The 24,391-nt window shown below is 73.6% G+C and carries 24 protein-coding genes; 11 read left to right on the forward strand and 13 right to left on the reverse strand.

The window, feature by feature from the left end; translation table 11 throughout:
• Positions 1–104 precede the first annotated feature (104 nt).
• The 4 genes from F8R89_RS36125 to F8R89_RS05040 form a co-directional block, all read right to left on the reverse strand.
• Positions 105–644 (reverse strand): PepSY domain-containing protein, encoded by a 540-nt coding sequence (locus F8R89_RS36125; protein WP_192806049.1) that lies wholly within the window; start codon positions 642–644, stop codon positions 105–107.
• Between the two features lie 113 nt (positions 645–757).
• Positions 758–1,447 carry a response regulator transcription factor gene (locus tag F8R89_RS05030; protein WP_151788002.1) on the reverse strand — a complete coding sequence of 230 codons (690 nt, stop codon included), beginning with the start codon at positions 1,445–1,447 and terminating at the stop codon, positions 758–760.
• 244 nt (positions 1,448–1,691) lie between these two features.
• Positions 1,692–3,140, reverse strand: a complete 1,449-nt coding sequence (locus tag F8R89_RS05035) for an ATP-binding protein (protein WP_151782822.1) — start codon at positions 3,138–3,140, stop codon at positions 1,692–1,694.
• Positions 3,137–3,931: a response regulator transcription factor gene (locus F8R89_RS05040; protein WP_151782823.1), complete on the reverse strand. Its 795-nt coding sequence runs from the start codon at positions 3,929–3,931 to the stop codon at positions 3,137–3,139. The genes F8R89_RS05035 and F8R89_RS05040 overlap by 4 nt, the downstream gene beginning before the upstream one ends.
• 412 nt (positions 3,932–4,343) lie before the next feature.
• Between F8R89_RS05040 and F8R89_RS05045 the strand changes: the two genes are divergently transcribed.
• Complete coding sequence (locus F8R89_RS05045) at positions 4,344–4,997, forward strand: hypothetical protein (protein WP_151782824.1); 654 nt, start codon at positions 4,344–4,346, stop codon at positions 4,995–4,997.
• A gap of 48 nt (positions 4,998–5,045) precedes the next feature.
• Positions 5,046–6,026, forward strand: a complete 981-nt coding sequence (locus tag F8R89_RS05050) for a DUF2804 domain-containing protein (RefSeq protein WP_151782825.1) — start codon at positions 5,046–5,048, stop codon at positions 6,024–6,026.
• A gap of 84 nt (positions 6,027–6,110) precedes the next feature.
• Here the strand turns inward: F8R89_RS05050 and F8R89_RS05055 are convergent, their stop codons facing one another.
• A complete protein-coding gene (locus F8R89_RS05055; protein WP_151782826.1) occupies positions 6,111–6,386 on the reverse strand; it encodes a hypothetical protein in 276 nt (91 codons plus the stop codon).
• A 103-nt stretch (positions 6,387–6,489) separates the two neighbouring features.
• A complete protein-coding gene (locus F8R89_RS05060) occupies positions 6,490–7,689 on the reverse strand; it encodes a cysteine desulfurase-like protein (protein ID WP_151782827.1) in 1,200 nt (399 codons plus the stop codon).
• A 227-nt stretch (positions 7,690–7,916) separates the two neighbouring features.
• Here F8R89_RS05060 and F8R89_RS05065 point away from each other — a divergent pair, with 227 nt between their 5' ends.
• Complete coding sequence (locus F8R89_RS05065) at positions 7,917–8,840, forward strand: LysR family transcriptional regulator (RefSeq protein ID WP_151782828.1); 924 nt, start codon at positions 7,917–7,919, stop codon at positions 8,838–8,840.
• Here the strand turns inward: F8R89_RS05065 and F8R89_RS05070 are convergent.
• Together F8R89_RS05070 and F8R89_RS05075 are read right to left on the reverse strand one after the other, a co-directional pair.
• On the reverse strand, positions 8,830–9,345 hold the full coding sequence (locus tag F8R89_RS05070) for a sarcosine oxidase subunit gamma family protein (RefSeq protein WP_413251240.1): 516 nt from the start codon (positions 9,343–9,345) through the stop codon (positions 8,830–8,832). The two genes, F8R89_RS05065 and F8R89_RS05070, sit on opposite strands and share 11 nt — an antisense overlap.
• 73 nt (positions 9,346–9,418) lie before the next feature.
• A complete protein-coding gene (locus tag F8R89_RS05075; protein ID WP_151782829.1) occupies positions 9,419–10,261 on the reverse strand; it encodes an alpha/beta fold hydrolase in 843 nt (280 codons plus the stop codon).
• Between the two features lie 291 nt (positions 10,262–10,552).
• On the opposite strand from F8R89_RS05075, the gene F8R89_RS05080 reads away from it, so the two are divergent.
• The gene (locus tag F8R89_RS05080) at positions 10,553–11,299 is read left to right on the forward strand and encodes an IclR family transcriptional regulator (RefSeq protein WP_151788003.1); all 747 of its coding nucleotides are present in this window, start codon (positions 10,553–10,555) and stop codon (positions 11,297–11,299) included.
• Positions 11,300–11,578: 279 nt separating this feature from the next.
• Positions 11,579–12,856, forward strand: coding sequence for an alginate lyase family protein (locus F8R89_RS05090; protein WP_151782831.1), 1,278 nt, complete (start codon positions 11,579–11,581; stop codon positions 12,854–12,856).
• 16 nt (positions 12,857–12,872) lie between these two features.
• Here F8R89_RS05090 and F8R89_RS05095 read toward each other — a convergent pair whose 3' ends face one another.
• The 4 genes from F8R89_RS05095 to F8R89_RS05110 form a co-directional block, all read right to left on the reverse strand.
• Complete coding sequence (locus F8R89_RS05095) at positions 12,873–14,096, reverse strand: glycoside hydrolase family 88 protein (RefSeq protein WP_151782832.1); 1,224 nt, start codon at positions 14,094–14,096, stop codon at positions 12,873–12,875.
• A gap of 92 nt (positions 14,097–14,188) precedes the next feature.
• Positions 14,189–14,374: a hypothetical protein gene (locus tag F8R89_RS05100; RefSeq protein ID WP_151782833.1), complete on the reverse strand. Its 186-nt coding sequence runs from the start codon at positions 14,372–14,374 to the stop codon at positions 14,189–14,191.
• Between the two features lie 58 nt (positions 14,375–14,432).
• Positions 14,433–15,515: a sugar ABC transporter substrate-binding protein gene (locus F8R89_RS05105; RefSeq protein WP_151782834.1), complete on the reverse strand. Its 1,083-nt coding sequence runs from the start codon at positions 15,513–15,515 to the stop codon at positions 14,433–14,435.
• A gap of 20 nt (positions 15,516–15,535) precedes the next feature.
• Positions 15,536–18,043: a SpoIIE family protein phosphatase gene (locus F8R89_RS05110; RefSeq protein WP_151782835.1), complete on the reverse strand. Its 2,508-nt coding sequence runs from the start codon at positions 18,041–18,043 to the stop codon at positions 15,536–15,538.
• Positions 18,044–18,471: 428 nt separating this feature from the next.
• On the opposite strand from F8R89_RS05110, the gene F8R89_RS05115 reads away from it, so the two are divergent.
• From F8R89_RS05115 to F8R89_RS05140, 6 genes are all read left to right on the forward strand, one after another.
• Positions 18,472–19,560, forward strand: a complete 1,089-nt coding sequence (locus F8R89_RS05115) for a substrate-binding domain-containing protein (RefSeq protein ID WP_151782836.1) — start codon at positions 18,472–18,474, stop codon at positions 19,558–19,560.
• A 45-nt stretch (positions 19,561–19,605) separates the two neighbouring features.
• The gene (locus F8R89_RS05120; protein WP_151782837.1) at positions 19,606–20,379 is read left to right on the forward strand and encodes an ATP-binding cassette domain-containing protein; all 774 of its coding nucleotides are present in this window, start codon (positions 19,606–19,608) and stop codon (positions 20,377–20,379) included.
• Positions 20,380–20,393: 14 nt separating this feature from the next.
• The gene (locus tag F8R89_RS05125) at positions 20,394–21,656 is read left to right on the forward strand and encodes a sugar ABC transporter permease (protein ID WP_151788004.1); all 1,263 of its coding nucleotides are present in this window, start codon (positions 20,394–20,396) and stop codon (positions 21,654–21,656) included.
• Positions 21,657–21,696: 40 nt separating this feature from the next.
• Positions 21,697–22,323: a DedA family protein gene (locus F8R89_RS05130; protein WP_151782838.1), complete on the forward strand. Its 627-nt coding sequence runs from the start codon at positions 21,697–21,699 to the stop codon at positions 22,321–22,323.
• 57 nt (positions 22,324–22,380) lie between these two features.
• Positions 22,381–22,743 carry a DUF779 domain-containing protein gene (locus F8R89_RS05135; RefSeq protein ID WP_192806050.1) on the forward strand — a complete coding sequence of 121 codons (363 nt, stop codon included), beginning with the start codon at positions 22,381–22,383 and terminating at the stop codon, positions 22,741–22,743.
• A gap of 72 nt (positions 22,744–22,815) precedes the next feature.
• Positions 22,816–24,054, forward strand: a complete 1,239-nt coding sequence (locus tag F8R89_RS05140) for a phosphodiester glycosidase family protein (RefSeq protein WP_151782840.1) — start codon at positions 22,816–22,818, stop codon at positions 24,052–24,054.
• 3 nt (positions 24,055–24,057) lie between these two features.
• Here the strand turns inward: F8R89_RS05140 and F8R89_RS05145 are convergent, their stop codons facing one another.
• Positions 24,058–24,252 carry a hypothetical protein gene (locus tag F8R89_RS05145; protein WP_151782841.1) on the reverse strand — a complete coding sequence of 65 codons (195 nt, stop codon included), beginning with the start codon at positions 24,250–24,252 and terminating at the stop codon, positions 24,058–24,060.
• Positions 24,253–24,391 lie beyond the last annotated feature (139 nt).

Raw genomic sequence — 24,391 nt, forward strand, 5'->3', positions numbered from 1 at the left:
GAATTCCGGGGGTGCTGGAGATGCGGGGACGCCGGGATGTCCCGGCGGCGAAATCAGAGCCGCTTCACAGAGACCGCGTCACAAGGACCGCCTCAGGGGCCGGCTCACTTGTTGGACTCGACGCCCTCGCGGACCGGGCCGTCGTCGTCATCGTCGTCGTCATCGTCATCGTCGTCGTCCCGGTCGTCGTCATCGTCATCGTCGTCGTCGAAGTCGTCGCCGGCGTTCGACCCGGTGCCGGTGCCGGTCCCCGGGGAGGTGGCGCAGTCGTCTGCGCTCGCGGCGGCCACCCTGTTGACGATCTCGCCGGTGGCGGCGTCGACGGTGACCGTGACCGGGCCCTTCCCCTGGTCGATGGTCACCTTCCAGACGCTGCTGCCGTTCCGGGTGCTGAGCGACACCGCGGTGACCCGGCCGTCGCCCAGCCGGCGGATGACCGCTTCCGTGGCGCCGGCCACGGTGCTCACCGCCTGGCCCGAGGCCGCCCGGGTGCCGAGCCCGGACGACGTGTCCGTGCGCACCCGCACGGACGACGACTCCTGGGCGGAGGACGTGTCCGTCACCTCGCCGCCCATGGCGATTCCAGCGCCGCCCACCATGATTCCGCTCACCACGATGGCCGCTATCGCATTCCGCTTCCGCATGGTTTTCCCTCCACGTCGTCGGTTGTGACACCGATGAGTATTGGGCGGCGGCGGCCTCGAATCAGCGCTCTGATCTCAACGTTGGCCGAGCGCTCGCGGACTCTTGTCGGCTCTTAACCGTCTGCTGGAGGTTCCTTGTCCCAGGGCGGTGACAGGCGGAATCCCGCCCGGTGCACGGTGGTGATCCAGGACGGGTCGCCGAGGTGGCGGCGCAGCGCCGCCACATGGACGTCCAGGGTCCGGTCGGGGCCGAAGAAGTGGGGCCCCCACACCTCGTCCATGATCTGCCGGCGGAACCGGACGGCCCCCGGCTCGCCGGCGAGGCAGGCGAGCACGCCGAACTCCTGGGGGGTGAGCCGGAGTCGGCGGCCGTGGAGGGTGGCCTGCCGGGTGTGCCGGTCCACGGTGAGCGGGCCGATCCGCCGCACCTGGGCGGCCGGAGAGGGAGCGCGCCGCCCGGGAGACGGGGTGACGGCCCGGAGTCGGGCCACCAACTCCCGTACGCCGAACGGCTTCACGAGGTAGTCGTCCGCGCCGGTCTCCGGTCCGGCGACGCGGTCGGTCTCCTCGCCGTCGGCGCCGATCACGACGATGGGGACGGTGGAGCGGGAGCGCAGGGCGCGGCAGACGTCGAGGCCGTCCATGTCGGGCAGGCCCAGGTCGAGCAGGACGAGGTCGGTGGAGCGGGCCGCGAGCGCGGTGGCGCCGGTGGCGGCGCGGTCCACGGTGTAGCCGTACCGGCGCAGCCCTTCGGTCAGGGGCCCGGCGAGCCGGTCGTCCTCCTCGACCAGCAGCAACCGCACAGAGGGTTCGTCGCCGCCGGTCCGGTCCAGGGGCTCGGGGAGGTCGGTCGCTGGTGGCACGGGTGTCTCCTCGGCGGGCCGGGGGCTGACGGAGCGGACGGTCGCCCACCGAGGGAGTGCCTGCGGGACGCACGCCGAGTGATGCCCCGACCTTATGCCCGGAAGTGGCGGGGTTGGTCCAGTGCCCGGCCAGGAAACGGTTAGTGGACGGCCAATCTTCCGGCCGCCGGAACCGCCCGGCCGGTCAGAACACCGAGACCCATTCCTCCTGTTCGGCCGGGCGCGGGCGGCGGGGTGCCGCCGTGGGCTGTCCGCCCGCCGGGCGCAGCCGGACCACGGCGTCCAGTCCGCCGCCGGGCGCGGCTTCGAGGACGACGTCGCCGCCGCCGGCCCGGGTCAGCTGGCGCACGATGGGCAGGCCGAGGCCGGTGCCCTCGTGGTAGGAGTCGGCGGCCCGCCAGAACCGGTCGAAGGCGCGCTCCCGTTCGGACTCGGTCATGCCGGGGCCCTGGTCGATCACATGGAGTTCGACGGTGTCGGACCGCTGGTCGCCGGAGCGCCGGGTGGCCAGGGTGATCGTGGTGCCGGGCGGCGCGACCCGCAGCGCGTTGGACAGCAGGTTGTCGATGACCTGCTCGAGGGCTCCGGGGACCGCCCAGACCTGCCCGGCCGGGTCGCCGGTCACGACGATGTCGACATAGTGCTCGGCGGCGAACGCGGTCCAGGTGCCGGCGCGGTCGGCGACGACGGCGTCGAGGTCGGTGGCCTCCGGCGCGGTCGCGGAGTTCTCCAGCCGGGCCAGGGCGAGCAGTCCGTGCACCATGCGGCCCAGGCGTTCCACCTCCCCGACGGCCTCGTCGAGGCTGTCGTGGGCGCGCGGGTCCAGGTAGGGCTCGAAGTTCTCCAGCCGCAGCCGCAGCGCGGTGAGCGGGGTCTTGAGCTGGTGGGACGCCTCGGAGGCGAACGCCCGCTGCGCCTGGAGCAGATGCTGCAGCCGCGCCGCGGTGCGGGTGAACGTGTCGGCGAGGCGCCGCAGTTCGGGCGGGCCCTGCGAGGTGGTGGGCGGCGCCTTGAGGCTGCCGTCGGCGAGTTCGGCGGTGGCGCGCTCCAGGGCCCGTACGGGGCCGGTGACCCAGTGGGCGAGCGCGAAGGCGATCGCGGCGACGGCCACCAGGACGCCGAGGCCGATCAGACCGAGGGTCATCCAGATGCCGTGGATCTTCGCGGTGACCGGGGCGACCGGGTAGGAGACGCGGACCACGCAGCGGACGACCGAGCCGGAGGAGCCTGGCACGGTGACGGTGAACGCGTCGCCCTGGACGACGCGGTCCTCGCGGGTGGTGGACAGGGAGCGGTCGCGCAGGGCGGCGGCGATGTCGGGCTCGGCGGACAGGTCGGTGCCGACGGCGGTGGCCTTGTCGGAGTCGGCGAGCACCTTGCCCCTGTCGTCGACGACGATGACGTGGCTGCCGTTCCCGTCGATGAAGTCGGCGACCAGTTCGGGGATGTCGGACGCGGCCCGCTGCTCGACCCGGACCTCCAGGGCCTGGGCGAGCAGTTCCGCCGAGTGGCGTCCGTCGCCGGTGAAGCGGGAGATCTCGCCGCGGGCGTAGAAGTAGCCGAGGGGCACCTCCAGGCCGAGCAGGACGAGCATCGTCAGGCTGAGGTAGCTGAGCAGGAGCCTGCGGGTCACCGGAAGGTCTCCCCGGTCCCCTGCCACGCGGGTACGGCGGTCGTGGGGGCGGGCGGTGTGGGGCCGTCGGGCGGCTGGAGCCGGAAGCCGACGCCGCGGATGGTGTCGATCCAGGCGGAGTCGCCGAGTTTGCGGCGCAGGGCGGCGATGTGCACGTCCAGGGTCTTGGTGGGGCCGAAGTAGTTGGGCTGCCACACGGTGTCCAGGATGTGCTGCCGGGTGCAGACCGCTCCGGGGTCGTCGGCCAGGCAGACCAGCAGGTCGTACTCCTTCGGCGACAGGGACACCGGTTCCTGGCCGAGGTGGACCTGGCGGGTCCGGCGGTCGATCGTCAGCGGGCCGATCCGCTGGGGGCCGCCGGACGGCCGGCCCGGCGTACCGGCGCCGGGGGCCGCCGCGCCCGCGGGCCCGGACGGGGCGGGGGCGCCCGCCGCGTAGGCGGTCTGCGAGCGCCGGGTGACGGCCCTGATCCGGGCGATCAACTCCCGGACGCCGAACGGCTTGGACAGGTAGTCGTCGGCGCCGATCTCCAGGCCGAGGACCCGGTCGACCTCGTCGCTCCGGGCGGTGATCATGATGATGGGCACCTGGGAGCGGAGCCGCAGCGCCCGGCACACCTCGATGCCGTCGATGTCGGGCAGGCCCAGGTCCAGAAGGACCATGTCGCAGGGTCCGGCGGCGAGACCCTCCGATCCGGTGCGGGCGCGGTCGACGGTGAAGCCGAAGCGGCTCAGTCCTTCCATCAGCGGGCCGGCCACCCGATCGTCGTCCTCGATCAGCAAGACACGCATTCGGCAGACTCACAAGGGGGTTGGGGAGGGGCGGGGAGTCGAGCGGAGGGGCGGGGAGGCGCCGGCGGCCGAGCGGCGGCCGGTGGACACGGGAGGACGGCAGCCCCTCGGCGGATCCGACGCGCGGCCCGCCACCGTCGAGTACGTACGCGGGGCTTCCGCTGTTCACCCGGTTTGATGTGTCATCACTCTCGTGGCGGGGCCCGGACGTTGTGACGATCATGGCGGGAGCGGAACGTTGGACGTTCCTTAACCTTCCGCTGGCAGAGCACTGCCCGGCCCCTACTCGCGGTTCCCTAGGGTGAGGGGACGGGCCGGCCGGGCGGTGTGCGACACAGCCCGCCGGCGGCTTCCCGCACCGCGGCCCTTGCGCGGCGGGAGCGGCCAACTCCCGGAAGAGAGAAAGGACACCGTGTCACGCGACTCCGACGCCGGACCCTCGTGGTTCGCGCACACCGACACGACGGGCCCCTCCGGTCCGCGCCGGGACGTCCACGCCGGCCGTCCGGGCGGCCGGGCCGACGCGGACGGGCCACTCGACGCCACCACTCGCGGTGACGCGTTCGTCATCACCGAGCTGCCGGAACCCCCGTCCTCCGCTCCGGAGACGGACCGGACGGTTCCGGACCCGGACGCCGACCGCACGCGGGTGGACCGTGCGGGGCTGTGGGAGCGGCTGGGCGACCGGAAGGCGACGGCCGTCACCGCGGCGGTCGCGGGCGGTGTCCTCCTCGGTGTGCTGCTCGTGATGTCGATGGTCACCGACGGCATCACGTTCACCTCGGACGCGACCCAGCCCGCCGGGGACGGCACGTCGATCATCACGCCCACGGAGTTGCCCGGCGGGGCCGCCCCGGCCGCCCCCTCCCCGCCGGACGAGTCGCCCACCCCCGAGGAGCCCCCCGCGGCGGACTCCCCCTCCCCGTCGGACCCGGCGAGCGGTCGGCCCGGAGGCACCGCGTCCCCGGACGACGATGACGACCACGACGACGATGATGACGACGACGATGACGACGCGGACGACCACGACGACGATGATGATGACGACGACGATGACGACGACTGAGGCGGACGGCCGCTGACCGCCTCTCCTGAAGGAAGGGCCGCCGCTGACATGACCGCCGAACGCGAGATCGTCTCCCCCGTCGACCTGTGCCGTCCGGACGGCCGGCTCGACCCGGCCGCGATCGGCTGGACGCGGCGGCCGCTGCACCGGGCGAACCTGCGCGGCTGGGGGCGGGTCAAGCGCTGGGAGTACTGGGGCATCGTCACCCCCTCGCACATCGTCGGCCTGGTCGCCTCCTCCCTCGACTACGCCGGACTGCACGGCGTCTACGTGCTGGACCGGGCCGACGGCGCCGAACTGGCCGAGGACGTCGTGACGCCGCTGGCGCGCGGCGTCCGTATGCCGGAGCGCAGCGGGGCCGGGACGGCGTCGGCCCGGGGCGGCTCGGTGACGCTGGAGTTCGCGCAGCGCCCGGAGGGGACCAGCATCGAGGCGGCCGCGCCCGGCTTCCGGCTGGAGGCGGAGGTGCCGCGGGTGGAGGGGCACGAGTCGCTGGGGGTGGTCGTGCCGTGGAGCCGGCGCCGCTTCCAGTACACGGTGAAGGACCTCGGGCGTCCCGTGCGCGGGCGTCTCACGCTGGGCTCACGGGAGTTCGCGTTCGGCGAGGCGGACTCGTTCGCGGTGCTGGACCACGGGCGCGGCAAGTGGCCGTACGCCGTCTCCTGGAACTGGGCGGCGGGGTGCGGGCCGGGGCGGGCCGTCCAGCTCGGCGGCCGGTGGACCGCCGGTACGGGTTCGACGGAGAACGCCCTGTTCGTCGACGGGCGTCTGCACAAGATCGGCGAGGAACTGACCTGGGAGTACGACCGGACGGACTGGCTGCGGCCCTGGCGCATCCACGGGCCGCGCGTGGAGGCCGGGTTCCGGCCCTTCCATGTGCGGACCGCGAAGACGAACCTGGGGATCGTCGCGAGTGAAACCCACCAGTGCTTCGGCGAGTTCACCGGACGCGCGCGGGCCGACGACGGCTCCTGGGTGGAGCTCGACGGGCTCACCGGCTGGGCCGAGGAGGCACGCAACCGCTGGTGACGAGCACGGACACGGCGCTGGAAACGCGGCAGCCAGGCGACCGGCTCGCACCGGTCGCCTGGCTGGTTGCCGCGAAGGGTTCGCTCAGAAGGCGCTGTTGTTGCAGCCCATCTCCGAGCCGAGGTGGGTGCTCTGCGCGCCCGCGTCGCCCTCGCCGTTGACGCCGCTGCCGAGGACGCCGTTGAGCAGGCCGACGACGCCGAGGACGTCGATGTTGAGGTCGTGCGACTTGCACTCGGTGCTCTGCTGGACGTTGTACGCGCTGCCCTGCGGGCCGTCGGCGTGGGCGGTGCCGGCGGCGAGGAAGCTGACGCTGCCGAGGGCGGCGACCATGACGGCAGCCTTGCGAAGCTTGAGCATTTCATCTCCGGTGGAGCGAGGTGGATGCGAAGCGAGAGGGTGACCCCTCACGATTTACGGAGATTAATGAGAAATGTCCCACATTGCCCTGTGGCGCGCCGTGTCAGAGGAAGGACGCCAGCCCTTCCAGGAAACGGTCCACCTCCTCGGCGGTGTTGTAGGGCGCGAGGCCGACGCGCAGGGCGGGGTCCGGCAGTTTGAGGGCGGTGAAGGGCTCGTGGGCGTAGAACGACCCGGCGGGGGCCACCACATCACGCGCCGCCAGATGCGCCTGCGCCGCGCGGGCGTCGCGTCCCTCCAGTGTCATCAGCAGCGTCGGGGTGCGGTCGGCCGCCTTCGTGTGGACGGTCACCGCGTCGCCGAGACCGCGCAGCCCCTCCTCCAACCGGGCGCGCAGCACGGTCTCGTGGGCGTGCAGCGAGGCCAGTGAGTGCGCGAGCCGCTCCCGGCGCGTGCCCTCGGCCGCGGGGTCCAGTGCGGCGAGGAAGTCGACGGCCGCCGTCGCGCCCGCGAGCGTCTCGTACGGCAGCGTGCCGAACTCGAAGCGCTCCGGCACCGCGTCGGAGGACGGCAGGAGCTTGTCCGGCCGCAGCGTCTCCAGCAGTTCGGGGTCGCCGGCCAGCACACCGCAGTGCGGGCCGAGGAATTTGTACGGCGAGCAGACGAACAGGTCGGCGCCCAGCGCCGGGACGTCCACCATGTCGTGCGCGGCGTAGTGCACGCCGTCCACGTGGACCAGCGCGCCGGCCTCGTGCGCCAGGTCGGCGATCCGGCGGACCGGAGGCTTGGTGCCGAGCACGTTGGAGGCGGCCGTCACCGCGACGAGCCGGGTGCGGGAGGACAGCGCGCGCTCGAACGACGCGAGGTCCAGCTCCGTGGTCGCCTCGTCCAGTTCGATCCAGCGCACGGTCACGCCGGCCCGCTCGGCGGCCTGGATCCAGGGGCGGACGTTGCAGTCGTGGTCGAGACGGCTGAGGACGATCTCGTCGCCGGCCGTCCAGCCCTTGGCCAGATGCCGGGAGAAGTCGTACGTCAACTGGGTGGCGCTGCGCCCGTGGACGACGCCGTTCGCGGGCACGGCGAGCAGGTCGGCGTACGCGGCGCGGAACTCCGCGACGGCGCGCTCCGCGTTGAGCTCCGACGGGCTGACCGTGCCCCGGTTGGACAGCGGCCCCGTCAGGGTGGCGACGATGGCGTCGGCGACGGGACGCGGCGTCTGGGTCCCGCCCGGGCCGTCGAAGAAGGCCGACCCCCCACGGAGGGACGGGAAGTGGGCCCGGAGAGCGGTCAGGTCGATGGCCATGGCCTCGGCTTTCGGAAGCGTCGGGCTCCTCAGGAGCGGAGCGGTGCGCCGGCGGGCGCCGGAGATGTCCGCGACGTCGCGTCGTCCGCCCGCACGGCAGTCCGGACGTCGCGGACACCTCCAGACTCTGGCATCCGGCCGCACGACACGTAAAGCGATGGATCGCGAAGGGAGAGTTCACGTTTCATGATGGGTGGAGGGCTCCTGCGAGGCGGTGGCGGTGCGTGATGAAGGACCAGCCGGATCTGAAGCTGCTGGCCACGTTCCTGGCCGTGGTCGAGCACGGCTCCATGGCCGCGGCGGCGGCCGCGCTCGGCTATGTGCCGTCCGCCGTGTCGCAGCACGTCGCCGCCCTCGAACGGGATCTGGACGTCGAACTGCTGGTCCGTCGGCCGGGCAGCCGGCTGATCCTCACGGGCGCCGGCCGGTCGCTGGCCCGTGCGGCCGGGGAGCTGTTCGAGGCGACCGCCCGGTTCCGTGACGCCGCCGACGGCATCGCCCGCCGGGAGGTCACCGAGCTGCGCGTCGGCGCGTACCCGAGCGCGGTGAGCCATCTCTTCCCGGGCGTGCTGTCCGCGCTGCGGCCACGGGAGCGGGGCGTGCGGGTGCGGCTGATCATCGTGGAGACGCACGCGGGGCTGCCCAGGGTCCGATCGGGCGACCTCGACCTGCTCATCGCCTACCGGTATCTCCCGGAGGACCCGCCCGCCGCCTCCGCCGAGCTGGCCCTCACCTCGCTCGGGCACGAACCGCTCGTCCTCCTCGCCGGCGCGCGGCCCGGCCGCCGCCCCCTCGCCTTGGAGGACTGCCTGGACCGGGAGTGGACGTCCGGCCTGGCCCACAGCCCCGACCGGCGGTTGCTGCACCGCTGGGCCGGTGAGCTGGGCATCTCCCCGGAGGTGACGTTGGAGACGGAGGACCTGCACAGCATGCTGGCGATGATCCGGGCGGGCCTCGCCGTGGGCTGGATCCCGGCCACGCTGATCGACGGGGAACATGGCGACGAAGGCGTGCAGCGCGTGGTGCTGCCGCCCGGCTCGGCGCCGCTGAGCCGGGAGGTCCTGGCGGTGAGCCGGCCCGGCACCCGGCCTCCGGTGGCGGACGAGCTGGTCGCGCTGCTGACGCGGGCCCTGCGGGGCGTCAGGGCGTAGCGCTTGAGGTGGTCGTGCCGTGGAGATACTCCGTCGCCGCGTCCAGCAGCCGGTCCGTCGGATGTCCGGCGTACGACGACCGGACCAGCGCCCAGAAGCCGGTCCGGTGCGGGGCGCGGGCGACCAGGACGACTTGGGCGCGGCCGTGCGTCGTGCGGGCAGCGGCCGTAGCCGAAGACCCGCGTGTGCAGGTCGAGGGCGCAGCGGTGGGCGAGCGGATGGCGGGCGCGGGGGCGGGAGACGAGGAGCGTGGTCCGCTGGGCGGAGACGTCGGCGACGGAGACGGGCTCGTCCCGGCGATGTCCCGGCACGGCGCTCCCACCGCCGTTCGCCGCCCGGCGGGGGCCACCAGCAGCCACTCGTCCGGGCCCAGCCACAGCGCGGTCAGGTCCCCGGTCCGGGCGACGGCGTGAGGCTGCACGGAAAGGTGCAGGTGCAGGAGCAGGCCCACGGCCCCCGACGCCGGGCCCTTCGGGTCGAGGCGGTCGCCGACGGGCGCGAACAACCGCTCCCCGGCGCGTTCGCGGACGCCCTTCCCTTCCCCCCCCCCGGGACCCTCACTCGAACGCCGGGACGCGTCAGGGGATGTGGGTGAGGAAGGAGTGCAGGGCGGCCACGAGTTCCGCGGGGGCGTCCTCCTGGACGAGATGGCCGGCGCCCGCGAACGTCTCGAGCCGCGCGCCGGGCACGAGCGCGGCGAGTTCCCGGCCCTTCGCGACCGGGATCCAGTTGTCCTCCTCGCCCCAGCACACGAGCACGGGGATGCCGATCTCGCCGTAGCGGTCCTGGATCTCGTCGGTGTGACGCTGGTCGGCCTGGGCGATCTGGCGGTAGAAGGCCGCCTGCCCGGACGCGTCCAGCCAGGGCTCGACGAGCCGGTCCAGGACCTCGGGGTGCGGCCCGGGACCCCCGGTGGAGGAGATGTACGCCCGGACGAGCGCGGCGTGCAGCGCGGGCGGCAACTGCGCGAGCACGTCCGCGTGTTCACGGACCAGACGGAAGAAGGGCGAGCCCCAGGGGGCGAGGGCGACCGGGTCGACCAGGGCGAGGGCGCGGTAGCGGGCGCCGTGCAGGAGGTGGGCGCGCAGGGCCACGGCCCCGCCGATGTCGTGGGCGGCGACGAGGGGTTCGTCGAGGCCCCAGTGGGCGAGGAGTTCGGTGAGGACGCGGGCCTGGGCGGCCAGGGACACGTCCTGCCCGGCCGTCTTCTCGGAGTGTCCGTAGCCGGGCATGTCCCAGACGAACACCTGGTGGTCGCGGGCGAGGGCGCGGGCGACGCCCCGCCAGACGTAGGAGGAGAACGGGGTGCCGTGCAGCAGGACGACCGGGGGGCCGTCGGCGGGGCCGAGCCGGTCCCAGCGGACGGAACCGGTCGGGCCGGCGAAGGTGCGGGCGGGCAGCCAGTCGGTCTCGGAGGTCATTCCTCTCCCGGGTGGAGATCGGCGGACACGGTCCCTCCACTCTCGCCGAGCGCCCGCTCGTCATCGAACCGGCGCGCGGCGTTCGCCGGTGCGCGGCCCGCGTCGACGCCACGCCGGGCATGCCGGACCAGACGCACAGGTCGCACAAGACACATCAGGTTGCGTGCCGCGCAACTCGGGTAGCCGGGGGAACGGCCTCCTCCCGGCAACGGTGTTGTCTACCGCGCGTATGGTCTCACCGTGAGCAACTACAGCCCTGACCAGGAGACGAGGACGTCGCAGGCCGGCGGTGTGCAGTCGGTGGACCGCGCCATCAGCGTCATGGAGATCCTCGCGCAGCGTGGCGAGGCCGGGGTGAGCGAGGTCGCCGCCGAGATCGACGTCCACAAGTCCACCGCCTTCCGTCTCCTCGGGGCGCTGGAGGCGCGCGGTCTGGTCGAGCAGGCCGGCGAGCGGGGCAAGTACCGGCTCGGCTTCGGCATCGTCCGGCTGGCGGGTGCCGTCACGGGCCGTATCGACATCACCCAGCAGGGGCGTCCCATCTGCGAGCGGCTCGCGGAGGAACTGGGTGAGACGGTCAACATCGCGGTGCTGCGGGAGCATTACGCGATCAACCTCTACCAGGTGCGCGGTCCGGGTGCGATCACCGCGCACAACTGGGTGGGCCAGCCGACGCCGTTGCACGCCACGTCGAGCGGCAAGGTGCTGCTCGCGCATCTGCCCGCCGGGGAGCGCGCGGAGCTGCTGACGCGGGCCGGACTGGAGAAGGTCACCCCGCACACCATCACGGCCCGGACGAGGCTGGAGAGGGACCTGGCCGGGGTGCGGGAGCGCGGATACTCGCTCACCCGGGAGGAGTTGGAGATCGGGCTGCACGCGATGGCCGCGCCGGTGCGCGACCGGGACGGCGACGTCATCGCCGCGCTCAGCGCGTCCGGTCCCGCCTACCGGCTCACCGAGGAGCGCATGCACGCGATGTCCCCCGTGCTGCTCAAGGGCGCCGAGGAGATCAGCCACCGGATGGGTTTCCTGGGCTGACCGGCCCTCAGCCGTCGGACAGACGGCCCGTCACCCAGGCGTGGAACGCGGCGCTGCGGTGCTCGCTGGGCACCAGGACCCCGAACCCCCTGAAGAACCCGAACGACCCGCGCAAACACGGGAGTCGGGCGCCGCCGGCACGCCTGTCGCAGGCCACCCTCCCGGAGCCGGCCGCCGTAGGACCCGTTCCGTTCGCACCCCCATCCATGCCATGCTCATGCAGACTCACTCATGAACGTCGTTCACAACCATGACCGTTGGCTGATTCGGAGGGTGGAGATGAGAGCGACATCCCGACTGGGTGTCCTGCTGGTGGCGCTGGCCGCGTTCACCACGGGCGCCGTCCCGGCCGCGAGCGCGCGGGAACCGGAGCGGCAGACGCCCCGCGTGCCGCACACCGTCGTCCTGGACGGCTCCCGTATGCAGCGGACCAAGGCCCGCCTCGATCACGGCGACCCCCAACTTCGCCGTGCGGTGAGGGCGTTGCGTGTCCGGGCCGACAGCTGGCTGGACCAGGGCCCGTGGACGGTGGTCGACAAGCCCCGGCCCGCGCCCGGCGGCGACGTCCACGACTATCTGAGCCAGGCCCCCTACTGGTGGCCCACCACCGCCCCGACCGCCGACAACCCGTGGGGCTGCCCGTACGAGCAGCGTGACGGCGAGCGCAATCCCGAGGTCGACACCGGCACCGACCGCCAGGACGTGGAGAAGACGTTCGACTCGTCCTACGACCTCTCCCTGGCCTGGTACTACACCGGGGAGCGGAAGTACGCGGAGAAGGCCGCGCGGGTGCTGCGCACCTGGTTCCTCGACCCGGCCACCCGGATGAACCCGAACCTCGACCACGCGCAGTTCATCCCGTGCCGGTACGACGGCCGTGCGATCGGGATCATCGACTTCTCGCAGTCCTACACCGCCGTCCTCGACGCGGTCGCGCTGCTGGAGACCGGTGCGCCCGGCTGGACGGCGAGTGACCGCGCGGCCATGAGGACGTGGAACACCGACTTCCTGCGGTGGCTGCGGGACAGCGACTTCGGCCGGCAGGAGGCCGCGGCCACCAACAACCACGGCACCTTCCACGACATGCAGGTGGCGGGCCTGGCGCTCGCGACCGGCGACCGGGAACTCGCCCGCCGGACCGTGCTGGACGCGCGCGCCCGCCGTATCGCGCCGCAGATCGCGCCGGACGGCGGGCAGCCCCAGGAGCTGGCCCGCACCCGGAGCTGGCACTACTCGACGTTCGATCTGGTCGCCTACACCCGGCTGGCGGCGATCGGCCGCCATGTCGGGGTGGATCTGTGGGCCTATGAAGGACCCCAGGGACAGAGCCTGTTCAAGGCGGTGGACTATCTGCTGCCCGCCGCGACCGGCGCCGCGCCCTGGCCGCATCCGGAGCTGGAGTTCCACCGCTTCGCGGCGACGGACGTCGTGCACGCGGCGGCCGACGCCGGGGACCGCCTGGCCCGAAGGGCCGTCCCCCTGCTCGAGGAGCCGCCGGGCGGCGACCTGTGGGCCCTGCGCCCGGCGGCGGAACAGCTGGACTCGATCGCGGGCTGACCGGCGGCCCGGCGGGTCAGACCGTGGAGAGGTCGATCGCCCGGTCGACGTCGGCGGGTCGCAGGACCCGCAGGATGCCCTCCAGCAGGTAGTAGTCGGCGTACGGGAGGGAGATCTCGACGCCGTCCTCGGCCGGGCGGTTGCGGGTGCAGCGGGCCACCACCGCGTCCGCCCGGTCCGACTGCGTCGTCAGGCACGTCCGCGCCAGCGCGGTGAGCATCCGCACCGCCACCTCGCGGTACCGCTGCCGTCCACTGGCGGCGGCCAGGTCGAGCAGTCCGCAGGCCATGATCGCGCCGGCGGAGGCGTCCTTGACGTCGTGGGGCTGCTGCGGGGCGCGGAAGTCCCACACCGGCACATGGTCCGGGGTGAGGGCGCCGACGGCGTAGTCGGCGAGGGCACGCGCGGTGGCGAGGAAGCCGGCGTCACCGGTCCTGCGGTACATGGTGGTGAACCCGTAGATCCCCCAGGCCTGCCCGCGCGACCAGCAGGACGTGGGGCTGTATCCCTGCACGGTGTTCGGGCCGAGGGGGCGGCCGTCGGCCGGGTCGAAGTCGTACACGTGCGGGGTCGAGCCGTCCGGGCGGGGGAAGACGCGCCGCGCGGTCCGCGCGTGCTCGACGGCGATGTCCAGGTAGCGGCCGTCGCCGGTCTGCCGGGTCGCGAAGGCCAGCAGGTCGAGGTTCATCATCGTGTCGATGATGACGCGGCCCGCGTTGTTCGGGTCGTCGAGCCCGCCCCAGGCCCGGATGAAGCGCCCGCGCGGGTTGTACCGGCGGATGAGGGAGTCCGCCGCCCGCAGCGCGCCGGCCCGCCAGGTGTCGTCGCCGGTCAGCCGGTAGGCGGTGACCCAGGAGGGCGTGAAGAGGAAGCCGAGGTCGTGGGTGCCGGTGTCGTCCTGGCGCGGTGCCAGCTTCCGGGCCGAGGCGAGGGCCCGGGTGCGGAACGCGTCGTCGCCGCTGTACAGCCAGGCCATCCAGAGCGTGCCCGGCCAGAAGCCGCCGACCCAGTCGCCGTCCTGCGAGTACACCCACTTCTCGAATCTGGTGCCGACCGGGAAGGCGGTCACCCCGGGCGAGACGGCGGCGAGCTTGCCGACCGCGTAGTCGGCGGCCGTGCGCAGTGTGCGCAGGTCGGGGGCGGGGGCCGTCGCCTCCGCGGCCGCGGCGGGCGCCGGTAAGGCACCCGCGGTCGCGGCTCCGGCCGCCGTGGCCAGCACAGTGCGCCGGGAAACACTCATGCGGACTCCTCCAACTGCTCGGTGGGGGAACGGAGTTGACCGAGCCTTGCATGAGCCGCGCCGAGCTGTACACCCACGCGGGCGATGTTCATTCACCTGAATGACTGGGGACCCCTGGCGTCGTCGCGTTCGCCCTCCGCCTGGGACGGCTCCGTCCTCGGGACGTCGGGGTGCTGCTCCGCCGCCGTGCGTTCCGCCGGCTCGTCGCGTTCCCCCTCGGCCTGGGACGGGGTGTGCGAGTACAGCCAGCGGTCGTAGTACGAGGATCCGCTCTTCATGGCCGACCTCCCTCGACGGTTCTCTCCATGCTCCCCCCGGTGCGGCCGGCCGACCAGCTCAGCGGGTGATCCCCAGGCGGGCGCAGGCGGCGCGCAGCTCCGGGACGCAGATCTGCGCGGCGGTGTGGACGCCCGGACGCACCAGGGTCCGCTCCACGTCCCCGGCGGTCACCGCGACCGGGGTCAGCAGAATGGCCGGGATGTCCCGGCGGGTGGCGCTGTCGACGGTGGTGGTCGCCACGTCGTCGAGGGACTCGCCCCGGCCGAGGGCCACGGCCATGGCGGCGGCCGCGGCGGCCTCCTTCTCGAACGGCTTGTACACCGTCATGGCCTGCCGGCCGGCGACGACGCGGCGTACGGCCTCCAGATCGGCGTCCTGCCCGGTGACCGGCGGCGGCTTGTCGACCCCGGCCTTCCTGAACGCGGAGACCACCCCGGCGGCGATGGCGTCGTTCGCGGCCAGGACGCCGCTGATGCGGTCCGCCCCGAGGGCGGTGATCGCGGCGGACATGTTGGCGTGGGCGCTCTCCGGGCTCCAGCCGGCGGTGTCGTAGGAGCGGGCGATGGTCGCCTCGCCGGCCAGGACCGACAGTGCGCCGCGCCGGAACCATCCCGCGTTGGCGCTGCTCGGGTCGCCGTTCATCATGACGACGGTCCGGCCCTTCCCGCGGGCCCTCATCGCCGTGAGCAGCGCCTCGCCCTGGAGCCGGCCGACCTGCGCTCCGTCGAAGCTGACGAACCCGGAGACGGGCCCCTCGGCGAGGCGGTCGTAGGCGACGACGGGGACACCGGCGCGGCGCGCCTCCTGGATCGAGGAGCGCAGCGCCTTGCTGTCGGCCGGATCGAGGATCAGCACCTTCACCCCCTTGGTGATCATGGAGGTGACCTGGTCCCGCTGGCGGGAGGCGTCGGCCTCGGCGTTGGCGTACACCACCCGGCAGCCCGCGCACCGCCGGGTGACGTGCTTCTCGATCAGCGGCTTGTCCGCGTGCTCCCAGCGGGGGGTCACCCGGTTCGGGAGCAACAGGCCGACGGTGAAGCTCTGTCCACCGGTCCTGTCGTCCGAGCCGCATCCGGTCAGGGACACCGTGAGCAGTCCCGCGACGAGCGCCGCGGCGGCGTGCAGCGTACGGGTGCGCATCCCAGCTCCCCTCGTCGCGTTCAGGGCGCGCGGCCGGCGGCGGCACGGCTCGGCACGATGACCTCGCTCCAGACCTGCTTGCCGCCGGCCACCGGGAACGATCCGGTGGCCTCGGACACCGCCTCGACCAGGAGCAGTCCCCGGCCGCCGGTCGACTCCCAGTCCACGATGACCGGCTTGGCGGGGGCGCGCGGCGAGGAGTCGCTGACGCAGACGCGCACCCGGTCGCCGCGCAGGACCAGATCGAGGCGGACCGAGCCCTGGGTGTGCACGAGGGCGTTGGTGACCAGTTCGGAGACGACGAGCAGCACGGCGTCGGCCGCGTCCTCGACGTGCCAGCGGCGCAGGGTGCGGGCGGTGAACCGGCGGGCGTGCATCACGGCGTCGGGCAGCCGCCACACCACCCAGCCGGCCCGGATCGGCTTGGTCCGCATGCCGTCGTAGCGCAGGAGGAGCAGGGCCACGTCGTCCTCGCGCGGGCCGCCGTCGCCGAGCAGCTGGTCGGCGGCGCGGGGCAGGTCGGCCGGGTCGGCGGCGGCGAGCGCGGCGCGCGTGCGTTCCATGCCGACGTCGAGCGGGAGGTCGGCGGCCTCCACGAGGCCGTCGGTGACCAGCGCGAGCACGGTGCCGGTGCCCAGCGCGACCGCCGTCATCGGGAACTCGGCGTCCGCGAGGACGCCGAGCGGGGGCCCGCCCTCGACCAGCACCTCCTCGGTGGTGCCGTCCGGGTGGCGCAGCAGGGGCGCCAGATGCCCGGCCCGTACGAAGAGGAAGTTGCCCTCCTCCATGTCCAGTTCGACATAGCAGCAGGTGGCGAAGAGGTCGGTCTCCATACCGGTGAGCAGGCGGTTGGCGTGGGCCATGACGACGTCGGGCGGGTGTCCCTCGACGGCGTAGGCCCGCACCGCCGTCCGCATCTGGCCCATGATCGTGGCGGCTCCCGCGCTGTGCCCCTGCACATCGCCGATGACGAGGGCGACCCGGTCGTCGGACAGCGCGATGACGTCGTACCAGTCGCCGCCGACCTGCAGGCCGCGCCGGGCGGGCAGATAGCGGGCGACGGCCGCGCCGCCGGGCAGCTCGGGCAGGCGCCGGGGCAGCAGGCTGCGCTGGAGCATGGTCGCCAGCTCCTGCTCGGCGTCGTGCGCGTGCGCCCGTTTCAGGGCCTGTCCGACGAGCGCGGCGGTGGCCGTGAGCAGGGACCTCTCCTCGGGGGTGAACTCGTGCGGCCGGTCCCAGCCGACCAGGCACACCCCGGCGACGCTGCCCTTGGCGGGCAGGGGCAGCACGGCGAGACCGCCGGAGCCGATGCCCGCGAGCGCGGGTTCCAGGGGGGTTCCGGCGGGCCAGAGGTCCATCCGGCCGTCCCGCAGGGCGAGTTGCAGGGTGGGCACGGCGCTGATCGGGGCGTCGGGCCACTCCGAGCGCCACTGCGCCCGCCACGCCTGCGGCCAGGCCGACGGTTCGGGCGGGTCGAGCAGGGTGACGACGAGCCGGTCGTCCCGGATGTCGGCCAGCGCCACCCGGTCGGCGCCCAGCGGCTCCCGCAGCGCGGTCACGGCGACCCGGCCGACGTCCTGGACGCTCACGGCGTCGTCGAGGGCGGCGGTCAGCCACTGGATGCGGGACACGTCGTCGGTGGTGCCGTGCTCCACGGAGGTGGCCGTGACCACGCCCAGCACCTCCTCGGGCCGGTCGCCGGAGGCGGGCCGCACCCGGCAGCTCAGGCTCAGCCAGCGCAGCTCGCCGGAGGGACGGCGGACCCGGAACTCCAGTTCCCGGCGGACGGGGGCCTGCGAGGTCGGTTCGAGGACGGCCATCAGCGCGGGCATGTCCTCCGGGACGGCGTGCCCGAGCAGGGAGTCCACCTTGCCGTCGAAGGCCTCCGGGGTGGTGCCGACCAGTTCGAGCAGGGTCTCGTCGGCGTCGATCAGGCCGGTCTCGGGGACGAGGACGAAGGAGCCGGCGCGCATGGCGTGCAGGGCGCGGGCGAGCAGGTGCGGGGGTGCGGTGCCGGCCCGTTCGGCGCCGAGCAGACGGCCGACGTTGTCGGCGTAGCACTCGAGGAAGCGCTGCTGTCCGGCGTCGAAGCCGTCCGCCGAGGTGCCGACGACGACGAGGCAGCCGAGTCCCCCGTCGGTGCCGCGCAGGGGCAGCGCGCCGAGGGAGACGCTCTTGTCCGGGGGCGGTGCGGGTGCCCCCTCGGGATAGGAGGCCAGGGCGGCGGCGTTCAGCCAGAGGGGGCGGCCGGTGCGGAAGGCGTGGGCGGCGGCCGAGCCGCCGGTCGCGGACAGGGTGGGCGGCAGCCGGTGCTCCGGGGAGTCCAGCCCCGCCGAGTCGAGCAGCCGCAGTTCGGGTTCGTCCGGGTCGGCCGCGTAGACGGCGGCGAGCGCCGTCCCCGCGAAGGTCAGCGCCCGGCCGCCCGAGGCGGCCTGTCCCGCCGTGAGCGCCGCACCGGTGCCCGTGATGCCGGCCTCCGGTGCGTCCGGCTCCGGAACTCCGGTCCGGGCACGGCCGTCATGAGGCATGTCCGCAACCTTCCTCCCGTCCCTGCCGGAGGTGCTGGGGGAGATCGGGGGCACCCTCACGCGGAAGGCGCACGGGAACCCGGGACACCAGAATCGCATATCCGGATGATCCGGACATATCTGCCGTAGGGGCCTCTTCGTCCGCTGGTGGGAGGGCTGTCACTGCGTTCGCCGATCGACCGGGCCGGTGTCAGACTGACCAGGTGGTCGTCATGCCGCCGCCACGGAGCACGCACCGGCCGGGAGCCGGGCGCCGGCGCGTGGCCGCACGGTCGGCCCGCCTTCCACCCGGCCGGGCGCATGGTGCCTGAGCCGGCCGGCGGGTGGGCGCGCCCGCCGCCCCGCACCGGCCGTCACCGGTTCCGCCGACGCGCCACGGCACCGCCGGCCCGGCGGTGCCGCCCCGGCACGCTCGGGAGGTCTTCCGTATGAGAACTCGCATACGGGACACCGCCGTCGCCCTGGTCGCGGCCACCACGGCCGTCGCCCTGGGAGCCTGCGGGTCGGACAACGGAGGCGGCTCCGGCGACGGGAACGGACCGAGGATCGGGATCCTGCTGCCGGACAACACCACGACCCGCTGGGAGACCGAGGACCGGCCGCTGCTGGAGAAGGAGATCGAGAAGCGCTGCGGCGACTGCACGGTGATGGCCGCCAACGCCAAGGCGGACGTGGCCGCGCAGCAGCAGCAGATGGACTCGATGATCGCCAACGGGGCCGACGCCCTGCTGCTGGTGGCGGTGGACTCCCGCGCGATGGCCTCCGCGGTCCGCAAGGCGCAGGAGGCCGGCATCCCGGTCATCGCCTACGACCGGCTCACCGACGGGCCGATCGCCGGGCACGTCTCCTTCGACGGCGAGGAGGTCGGCCGGCTCCAGGGCACGGCCCTGCTCAAGGCGATGGGCGACGAGGTGCCGGGTGCTCAGATCGTCATGATGAACGGCGACCTCACCGACCCCAACGCGGTCCTGTTCAAACGCGGCGCCCTGTCCGTGCTGCGGGGCAAGGTGAAGATCGGCAAGAGCTACGACACCCTCCAGTGGCGGCCCGAGGCGGCCAACCAGAACATGTCCGCCGCCATCGCCGCCCTCGGCGGCGACGACATCGACGGGGTGTACGCCGCCAACGACGGACTCGCCGCCGGCAGCATCTCCGCGCTGCGGGCGAACCAGGTCCGTCCGCTGCCCCCGGTCACCGGTCAGGACGCGGAACTCGGCGCCATCCGCCGCATCGTCCGGGGCACCCAGTACATGACCGTCTACAAGCCGTTCCTCCCGGAGGCGACCGCGGGCGCCGAGATGGCCGTGGCGGCGGCCCGCGGGGAGAACCTGGACCGGGTCGCCGAGGACGAGGTGACGACCGGCGACGGGCACGAGGTGCCGACGGTGACGCTCGCCCCCGTGTCCGTGACCGTGAACAACATCAAGGACACCGTGGTGAAGGACGGCGTCTACACGGTCCGCCAGATCTGCGTCCCCGACCTCGCCGCCGCGTGCCGTACGGCCGGACTGACCTGACCACCGGTCCGGCCCGGCCGGACGCACGGGAAGGAGATCGTCTCCGTGTCCTCTCCCCCACTGCTGGCCCTGCGCGGCGTGAGCAAACGCTACGGCGCCGTGGAGGTCCTGACCGACATCGACCTGGAGATCCGGGCCGGCCAGGTCGTCGCGCTCCTCGGTGACAACGGCGCCGGCAAGTCCACGCTGGTCAAGGTGATCTCCGGGGTGTCCCCCGCCGACCGGGGCGTCATCGAGTGGGAGGGCCGCCCGGTCCAGGTCCGCCGCCCCGCCGACGCCCGCGAACTCGGCATCGCGACCGTCTACCAGGACCTCGCCCTGTGCGGGAACCTCGACGTCGTCGGCAACGTGTTCCTCGGCCGCGAGATCCGCCGGTACGGCTTCCTCGACGAGATGGAGATGGAACGCCGCACCCTCCACCTGCTGGAACGCCTGACCCGGGGCCTGCCCGACCTGCGGGCCCCCGTCGTCTCGCTGTCCAGCGGCCAGCGGCAGACGGTCGCCATCGCCCGCTCGCTCCTCGGCGAGCCGCGGCTGATCCTGCTGGACGAACCCACCGCGTCGCTCGGGTTCCAGCAGAGCACCGAGGTCATGGACCTCGTGGACGAGCTGCGCGACCGGGGCATGGGCGTGCTGCTCATCAGCCACAACATGGGCGACGTCAAAGCCCTCGCGGACCGGGCCGTCGTGCTGCGGCTGGGCCGCAACAACGGCTTCTTCGACGTGAACACCGCCTCGCAGGAACAGATCATCTCGTCCATCACCGGCGCGACGGAGAACACGCCCCGCCGGCCGGCGCACCAGGAGGCGGCGTGGTGAAAGGGACCCGCACCATGGCGGACGACCGGGGCACCGGGACCGCGTCACCCCCGGCCGGGGACGGCCGCGGCCCCCGCGGCCAGGCCGTGGCCGGCGCGCTGCGACGCTGGGTGGCCGTCGCCCGCCGCCGGCTGCGGGCCGGTGAGGTGGGCTCGCTGCCCGTGGTGGTCGTCCTGGCCGTCGTCTGGATCACCTTCCAGTCCCTCAACGACAACTTCCTCTCCCCCCGGAACCTGTCCAACCTGAGCGTGGACATCGTGGGCACCGGCCTGATCGCCGTCGGCATCGTCTTCGTCCTGCTGCTCGGCGAACTCGATCTGTCCGTCGGGGCGATCAGCGGGCTCGCGGCGGCCGTCTTCGCCGTCCTCAACGTGCAGAACGGGGTGCCCGAGTGGCTGTCCCTGGTCATCGCCGTGCTCGCCGGCACCGTCGCGGGCGCCGTCCAGGGCTACTCCTTCGCGAGAACCCGGGTGCCGGCGTTCGTCGTCACGCTCGCCGGGCTGCTCACCTGGAACGGCCTCATGCTCTACGTCCTGGGCACCAGCGGCACCATCAACCTGGACGACAACGGGCTGGTGGCCGAACTGACCGGCTACTACTTCACCCAGGACGCCGTCGGCTACGCGGTGGCGGCGCTGGCGGTGGGACTCGTCCTGCTGGCGTCCTGTCTGGACCGGCGGCGCCGGTTGGCCGCCGGGATGCCGCACCGGTCGCTCCAGGCGATCGTCGCGCGGGCCGGCGGACTCGCGGTCATCGCGTTCGCGGCCGCGTACCTGCTCAACCGGTTCCAGGGGCTGCCGCTCGCGCTGCTGATCTTCCTAGTGGTGGTGGCCGGGCTCGACATCGTGCTGCGGCGCACCCACTACGGACGGCAGGTGTACGCCCTCGGCGGCGGGGTGGAGGCCGCCCGCCGGGCCAGTCTCAACGTGACCCGGGTGCAGACGGCGGTGCTCGCCGTGTCCGGGACCATGGCCGCGATCGGCGGGCTGTTCCTGGCCTCGCGGATCACCTCGGTCAGCCAGAGCTCCGGCTCGGGCGTCCTGCTGCTCAACGCGATCGCGGCGGCCGTGATCGGCGGGACCAGCCTGTTCGGCGGGCGGGGTTCGACCTGGTCGGCGGTGCTCGGCATGCTCGTCATCCAGTCGATCGCCTCCGGCATGGCCATCACGGACACCCCCGCGGCCATCCAGTTCATGATCACCGGAGGAGTGCTGTTCGCGGCGGTGGTCATCGACGCGCTGTCCCGCCGCTCGCAGGAAGCCCACGGCCGCGCGTGACCCCGCGAACGCGGCGCCGGACAGGCGGGAGGTGAGGGCGGTGCTGGCCGTGAACCCCACCGACGGTGACGCGGTCCTGGCCACCTTCGGCGCCCTCGGCGTCCTGGTGGTGATCTTCGCCGAGTCCGGTCTGCTCGTGTTCGGCTTCTTCCTGCCCGGCGACACGCTGCTCCTGCCGGCCGGGGTGCTGTGCGCCGCCGGTGCCGGCCAGGGGCTGGTGCTGTGGCAGGTGCTGCTGTGCGCGGCCGCCGGGGCCCTGCTCGGCGGCCAGGTCGGCTATCTGATCGGGCGGCACGGCGGCCGGGCGCTGCTCGCGCGCACCTCCAGACCGCGCGTGCGCGAGGCGGCGGCCCGCGCGGAGACCCTGCTCGCCCGCTACGGGTACGGCAAGGCGCTGGTGATCGGCCGCTTCGTGCCGCTGGTCCGCACGGTCCTGCACCCGGCGGCCGGGGCGCTGGGGGTGCCCGCGCGGACCTTCACGCTCTGGCAGATCGTCGGCGGGCTGCTGTGGTCCCAGAGCCTCGTCCTCGCCGGCTACGCGCTCGGGCACTCCGTCCCCGACATCGAGTCCTATCTGCTCCCCCTGGTCGCCGGCGTCGTCGTGATCTCCCTGCTGCCCGCCATCCCGGTCCTCGCCCGCTCCCGCCGTGAGCGCCGCGACCGCTGAGCCCGGCGGAACGCGCCGCAACCCCCTCGCAACCTTGCGTGTGGTGCGCTGGGCCGCATGTATGAGGAGACCCCGCGCGTCGAGCTCACCCCCGCGGCCGCCGACCTGCTCCGGCGGCTGCACGCGGCCCACGGGCCGCTGATGTTCCACCAGTCCGGCGGCTGCTGCGACGGCAGCGCGCCCATGTGCTACCCGGAGGGCGAGTTCCGCACCGGCGGCTCCGACGTGCTGCTCGCCGAGCTGGAGGTCGAGGGGGTGGCGGAGCCGGTGACGTTCTGGATGTCACGCGCCCAGTACGAGGCGTGGCGGCACACCCGTCTGATCGTCGACGTGGTCGAGGGGCGGGGCAGCGGATTCTCCCTGGAGGCACCCGAGGGAGTGCGTTTCCTGATCCGTTCCCGCGTCGTCGGCGCTCAGTGACGTCGCGAGCCGTCGCCGTCTGGTGCACTTCCCCCGAGTGCTGCCACCTTTGACGTGACCTCAGGGGGGATCGTGACGCTGTACCGGAGGAGATTCGGCACGGCCCGGGCGGCGCTCACGCTGCTCACGGCGTTCGGCGCGCTGGCCGGTGCGGCCCTGACGGGTGCGGCACCGGCCGGCGCCGTGCAGCGCGGCACGCGCATCGCGCCGGGTGTGGTCTACGACGAGTTCGACATCGCGGCGGCGAGAGGCACCGCGCACGCGCACGTCCTCACCGTCGACCTGCGGGAGCGGCGGGTCCGGCTGGGCCTGCTGCACCCCGGTGCGGTGGCCGCGCGGGCGCCGGTCTCCCGGCAGGCGGCCGCGCTGGGAGCCGTCGCCGGGGTGAACGGCGACTTCTTCAACATCAGCGAGACCCAGCACCCCGGCGTCCGGCCGACCGGGGCGAGCGTGGGCCCGGCGATCGCGCGGGGCCGGATGCTGAAGGGCGCGGTGCCGGACGGCCAGCGCTTCGGCCCGGCGCTGCCGCCCGGCACGAGCACCGCGGACGTGTTCGGGGTGGGCGCCGACCGGCGGGCCCGGCTGGACCGCCTGCGCCTGACCGGCTCCGTGCGCACTCCGGAGGGTGTGCTGCCGTTACGTGGACTGAACCAGTACGCGCTGCCGGTCGGCTCGATCGGGGCGTTCACGACGGCCTGGGGCAGCGCGTCCCGGGTGCGGGCCACCTGCGGCACGGACACCGACCGGGCGGCCCCGTGCAGCACGGACACCTACGAGGTGACGGTCCGTCGCGGCCGGGTCGTGGCGGCCTCGGACACCCCCGGGGAGGGCCCGGTGGCCGCGGGCACCACGGTTCTCGTGGGCCGGGAGGAGGGGGCGCGGCGGCTGCGGAAGTTCTTCGTGGGCGAGCGGGTGACGGTACGGCACCGGCTGGTGGCGGCGGCGTCCCGGGTTCCGTACCGCTTCGCGCTCGGCGGCTATCCGGTGCTGGCGGGCGGACGGCCGTTGCCCGGCCTGGACGACCGGACGTCGGCGGTGCGGACCGCCGTCGGTGTCGCGGACGGCGGCCGACGCGTGACGCTGCTCGCGCTGGACGGCGCGCCCGCGTACCGCACCGGGCTGACCATCGCGGAAGTGGCGGCGGTCATGCGGGAGTTGGGGGCGGTGCGCGCCTTCAGCCTGGACGGCGGCGGTTCCTCGACCCTGGTCGCCCGTGCGCCGGGCGCGCCGGCCGTCTCCGTGCGCAACCACCCGTCGGACGGGGAGGAGCGGCCGGTCGCCAACGGCATCGGGGTGTTCTCGACGGCCTGAGCCTCACGGCCTCAGACCGCTGACGATGTCCGCCGTGGCGGTCAGTCCGCTGTGGATGGTCGGCGCCATGCTGGTGCTGGCCAGGTAGAAGCCGAGCAGCAGGCAGACCAGCGCGTGGGTGATCTTCAGTCCGCCGTTGCGGACGAAGATCACCGCCAGAATGAACAGCAGCAGTACCACCGAGATGGAAATGGCCATCGTCAACCTCCTCCGCCACGCCGTCACGCCCGGTTCACGGCGTTCGGGCGCAAGTGTGGCGTAGCGGAGGGTTCGTCCGGGCGGCTGACCTGTCCCCCGAACGTGTGATGTTCGCCGGAAGCCCGCCTGTACCGGGACG

This window comes from Streptomyces sp. SS1-1, assembly GCF_008973465.1.
Lineage (GTDB): Bacteria > Actinomycetota > Actinomycetes > Streptomycetales > Streptomycetaceae > Streptomyces.

What these genes read in the sequence shown, in the direction of transcription:
- F8R89_RS36125 (WP_192806049.1), bottom strand. Translation starts at nt 644, where the DNA reads ATGCGGAAGCGGAATGCGATAGCGGCCATCGTGGTGAGCGGAATCATG.
- F8R89_RS05040 (WP_151782823.1), bottom strand. Translation starts at nt 3,931, where the DNA reads ATGCGTGTCTTGCTGATCGAGGACGACGATCGGGTGGCCGGCCCGCTG.
- F8R89_RS05050 (WP_151782825.1), top strand. Translation starts at nt 5,046, where the DNA reads ATGACCGCCGAACGCGAGATCGTCTCCCCCGTCGACCTGTGCCGTCCG.
- F8R89_RS05055 (WP_151782826.1), bottom strand. Translation starts at nt 6,386, where the DNA reads ATGCTCAAGCTTCGCAAGGCTGCCGTCATGGTCGCCGCCCTCGGCAGC.
- F8R89_RS05060 (WP_151782827.1), bottom strand. Translation starts at nt 7,689, where the DNA reads ATGGCCATCGACCTGACCGCTCTCCGGGCCCACTTCCCGTCCCTCCGT.
- F8R89_RS05065 (WP_151782828.1), top strand. Translation starts at nt 7,917, where the DNA reads ATGAAGGACCAGCCGGATCTGAAGCTGCTGGCCACGTTCCTGGCCGTG.
- F8R89_RS05075 (WP_151782829.1), bottom strand. Translation starts at nt 10,261, where the DNA reads ATGACCTCCGAGACCGACTGGCTGCCCGCCCGCACCTTCGCCGGCCCG.
- F8R89_RS05090 (WP_151782831.1), top strand. Translation starts at nt 11,579, where the DNA reads ATGAGAGCGACATCCCGACTGGGTGTCCTGCTGGTGGCGCTGGCCGCG.
- F8R89_RS05095 (WP_151782832.1), bottom strand. Translation starts at nt 14,096, where the DNA reads ATGAGTGTTTCCCGGCGCACTGTGCTGGCCACGGCGGCCGGAGCCGCG.
- F8R89_RS05100 (WP_151782833.1), bottom strand. Translation starts at nt 14,374, where the DNA reads ATGAAGAGCGGATCCTCGTACTACGACCGCTGGCTGTACTCGCACACC.
- F8R89_RS05105 (WP_151782834.1), bottom strand. Translation starts at nt 15,515, where the DNA reads ATGCGCACCCGTACGCTGCACGCCGCCGCGGCGCTCGTCGCGGGACTG.
- F8R89_RS05110 (WP_151782835.1), bottom strand. Translation starts at nt 18,043, where the DNA reads ATGCCTCATGACGGCCGTGCCCGGACCGGAGTTCCGGAGCCGGACGCA.
- F8R89_RS05115 (WP_151782836.1), top strand. Translation starts at nt 18,472, where the DNA reads ATGAGAACTCGCATACGGGACACCGCCGTCGCCCTGGTCGCGGCCACC.
- F8R89_RS05125 (WP_151788004.1), top strand. Translation starts at nt 20,394, where the DNA reads ATGGCGGACGACCGGGGCACCGGGACCGCGTCACCCCCGGCCGGGGAC.
- F8R89_RS05135 (WP_192806050.1), top strand. Translation starts at nt 22,381, where the DNA reads ATGTATGAGGAGACCCCGCGCGTCGAGCTCACCCCCGCGGCCGCCGAC.
- F8R89_RS05145 (WP_151782841.1), bottom strand. Translation starts at nt 24,252, where the DNA reads ATGGCCATTTCCATCTCGGTGGTACTGCTGCTGTTCATTCTGGCGGTG.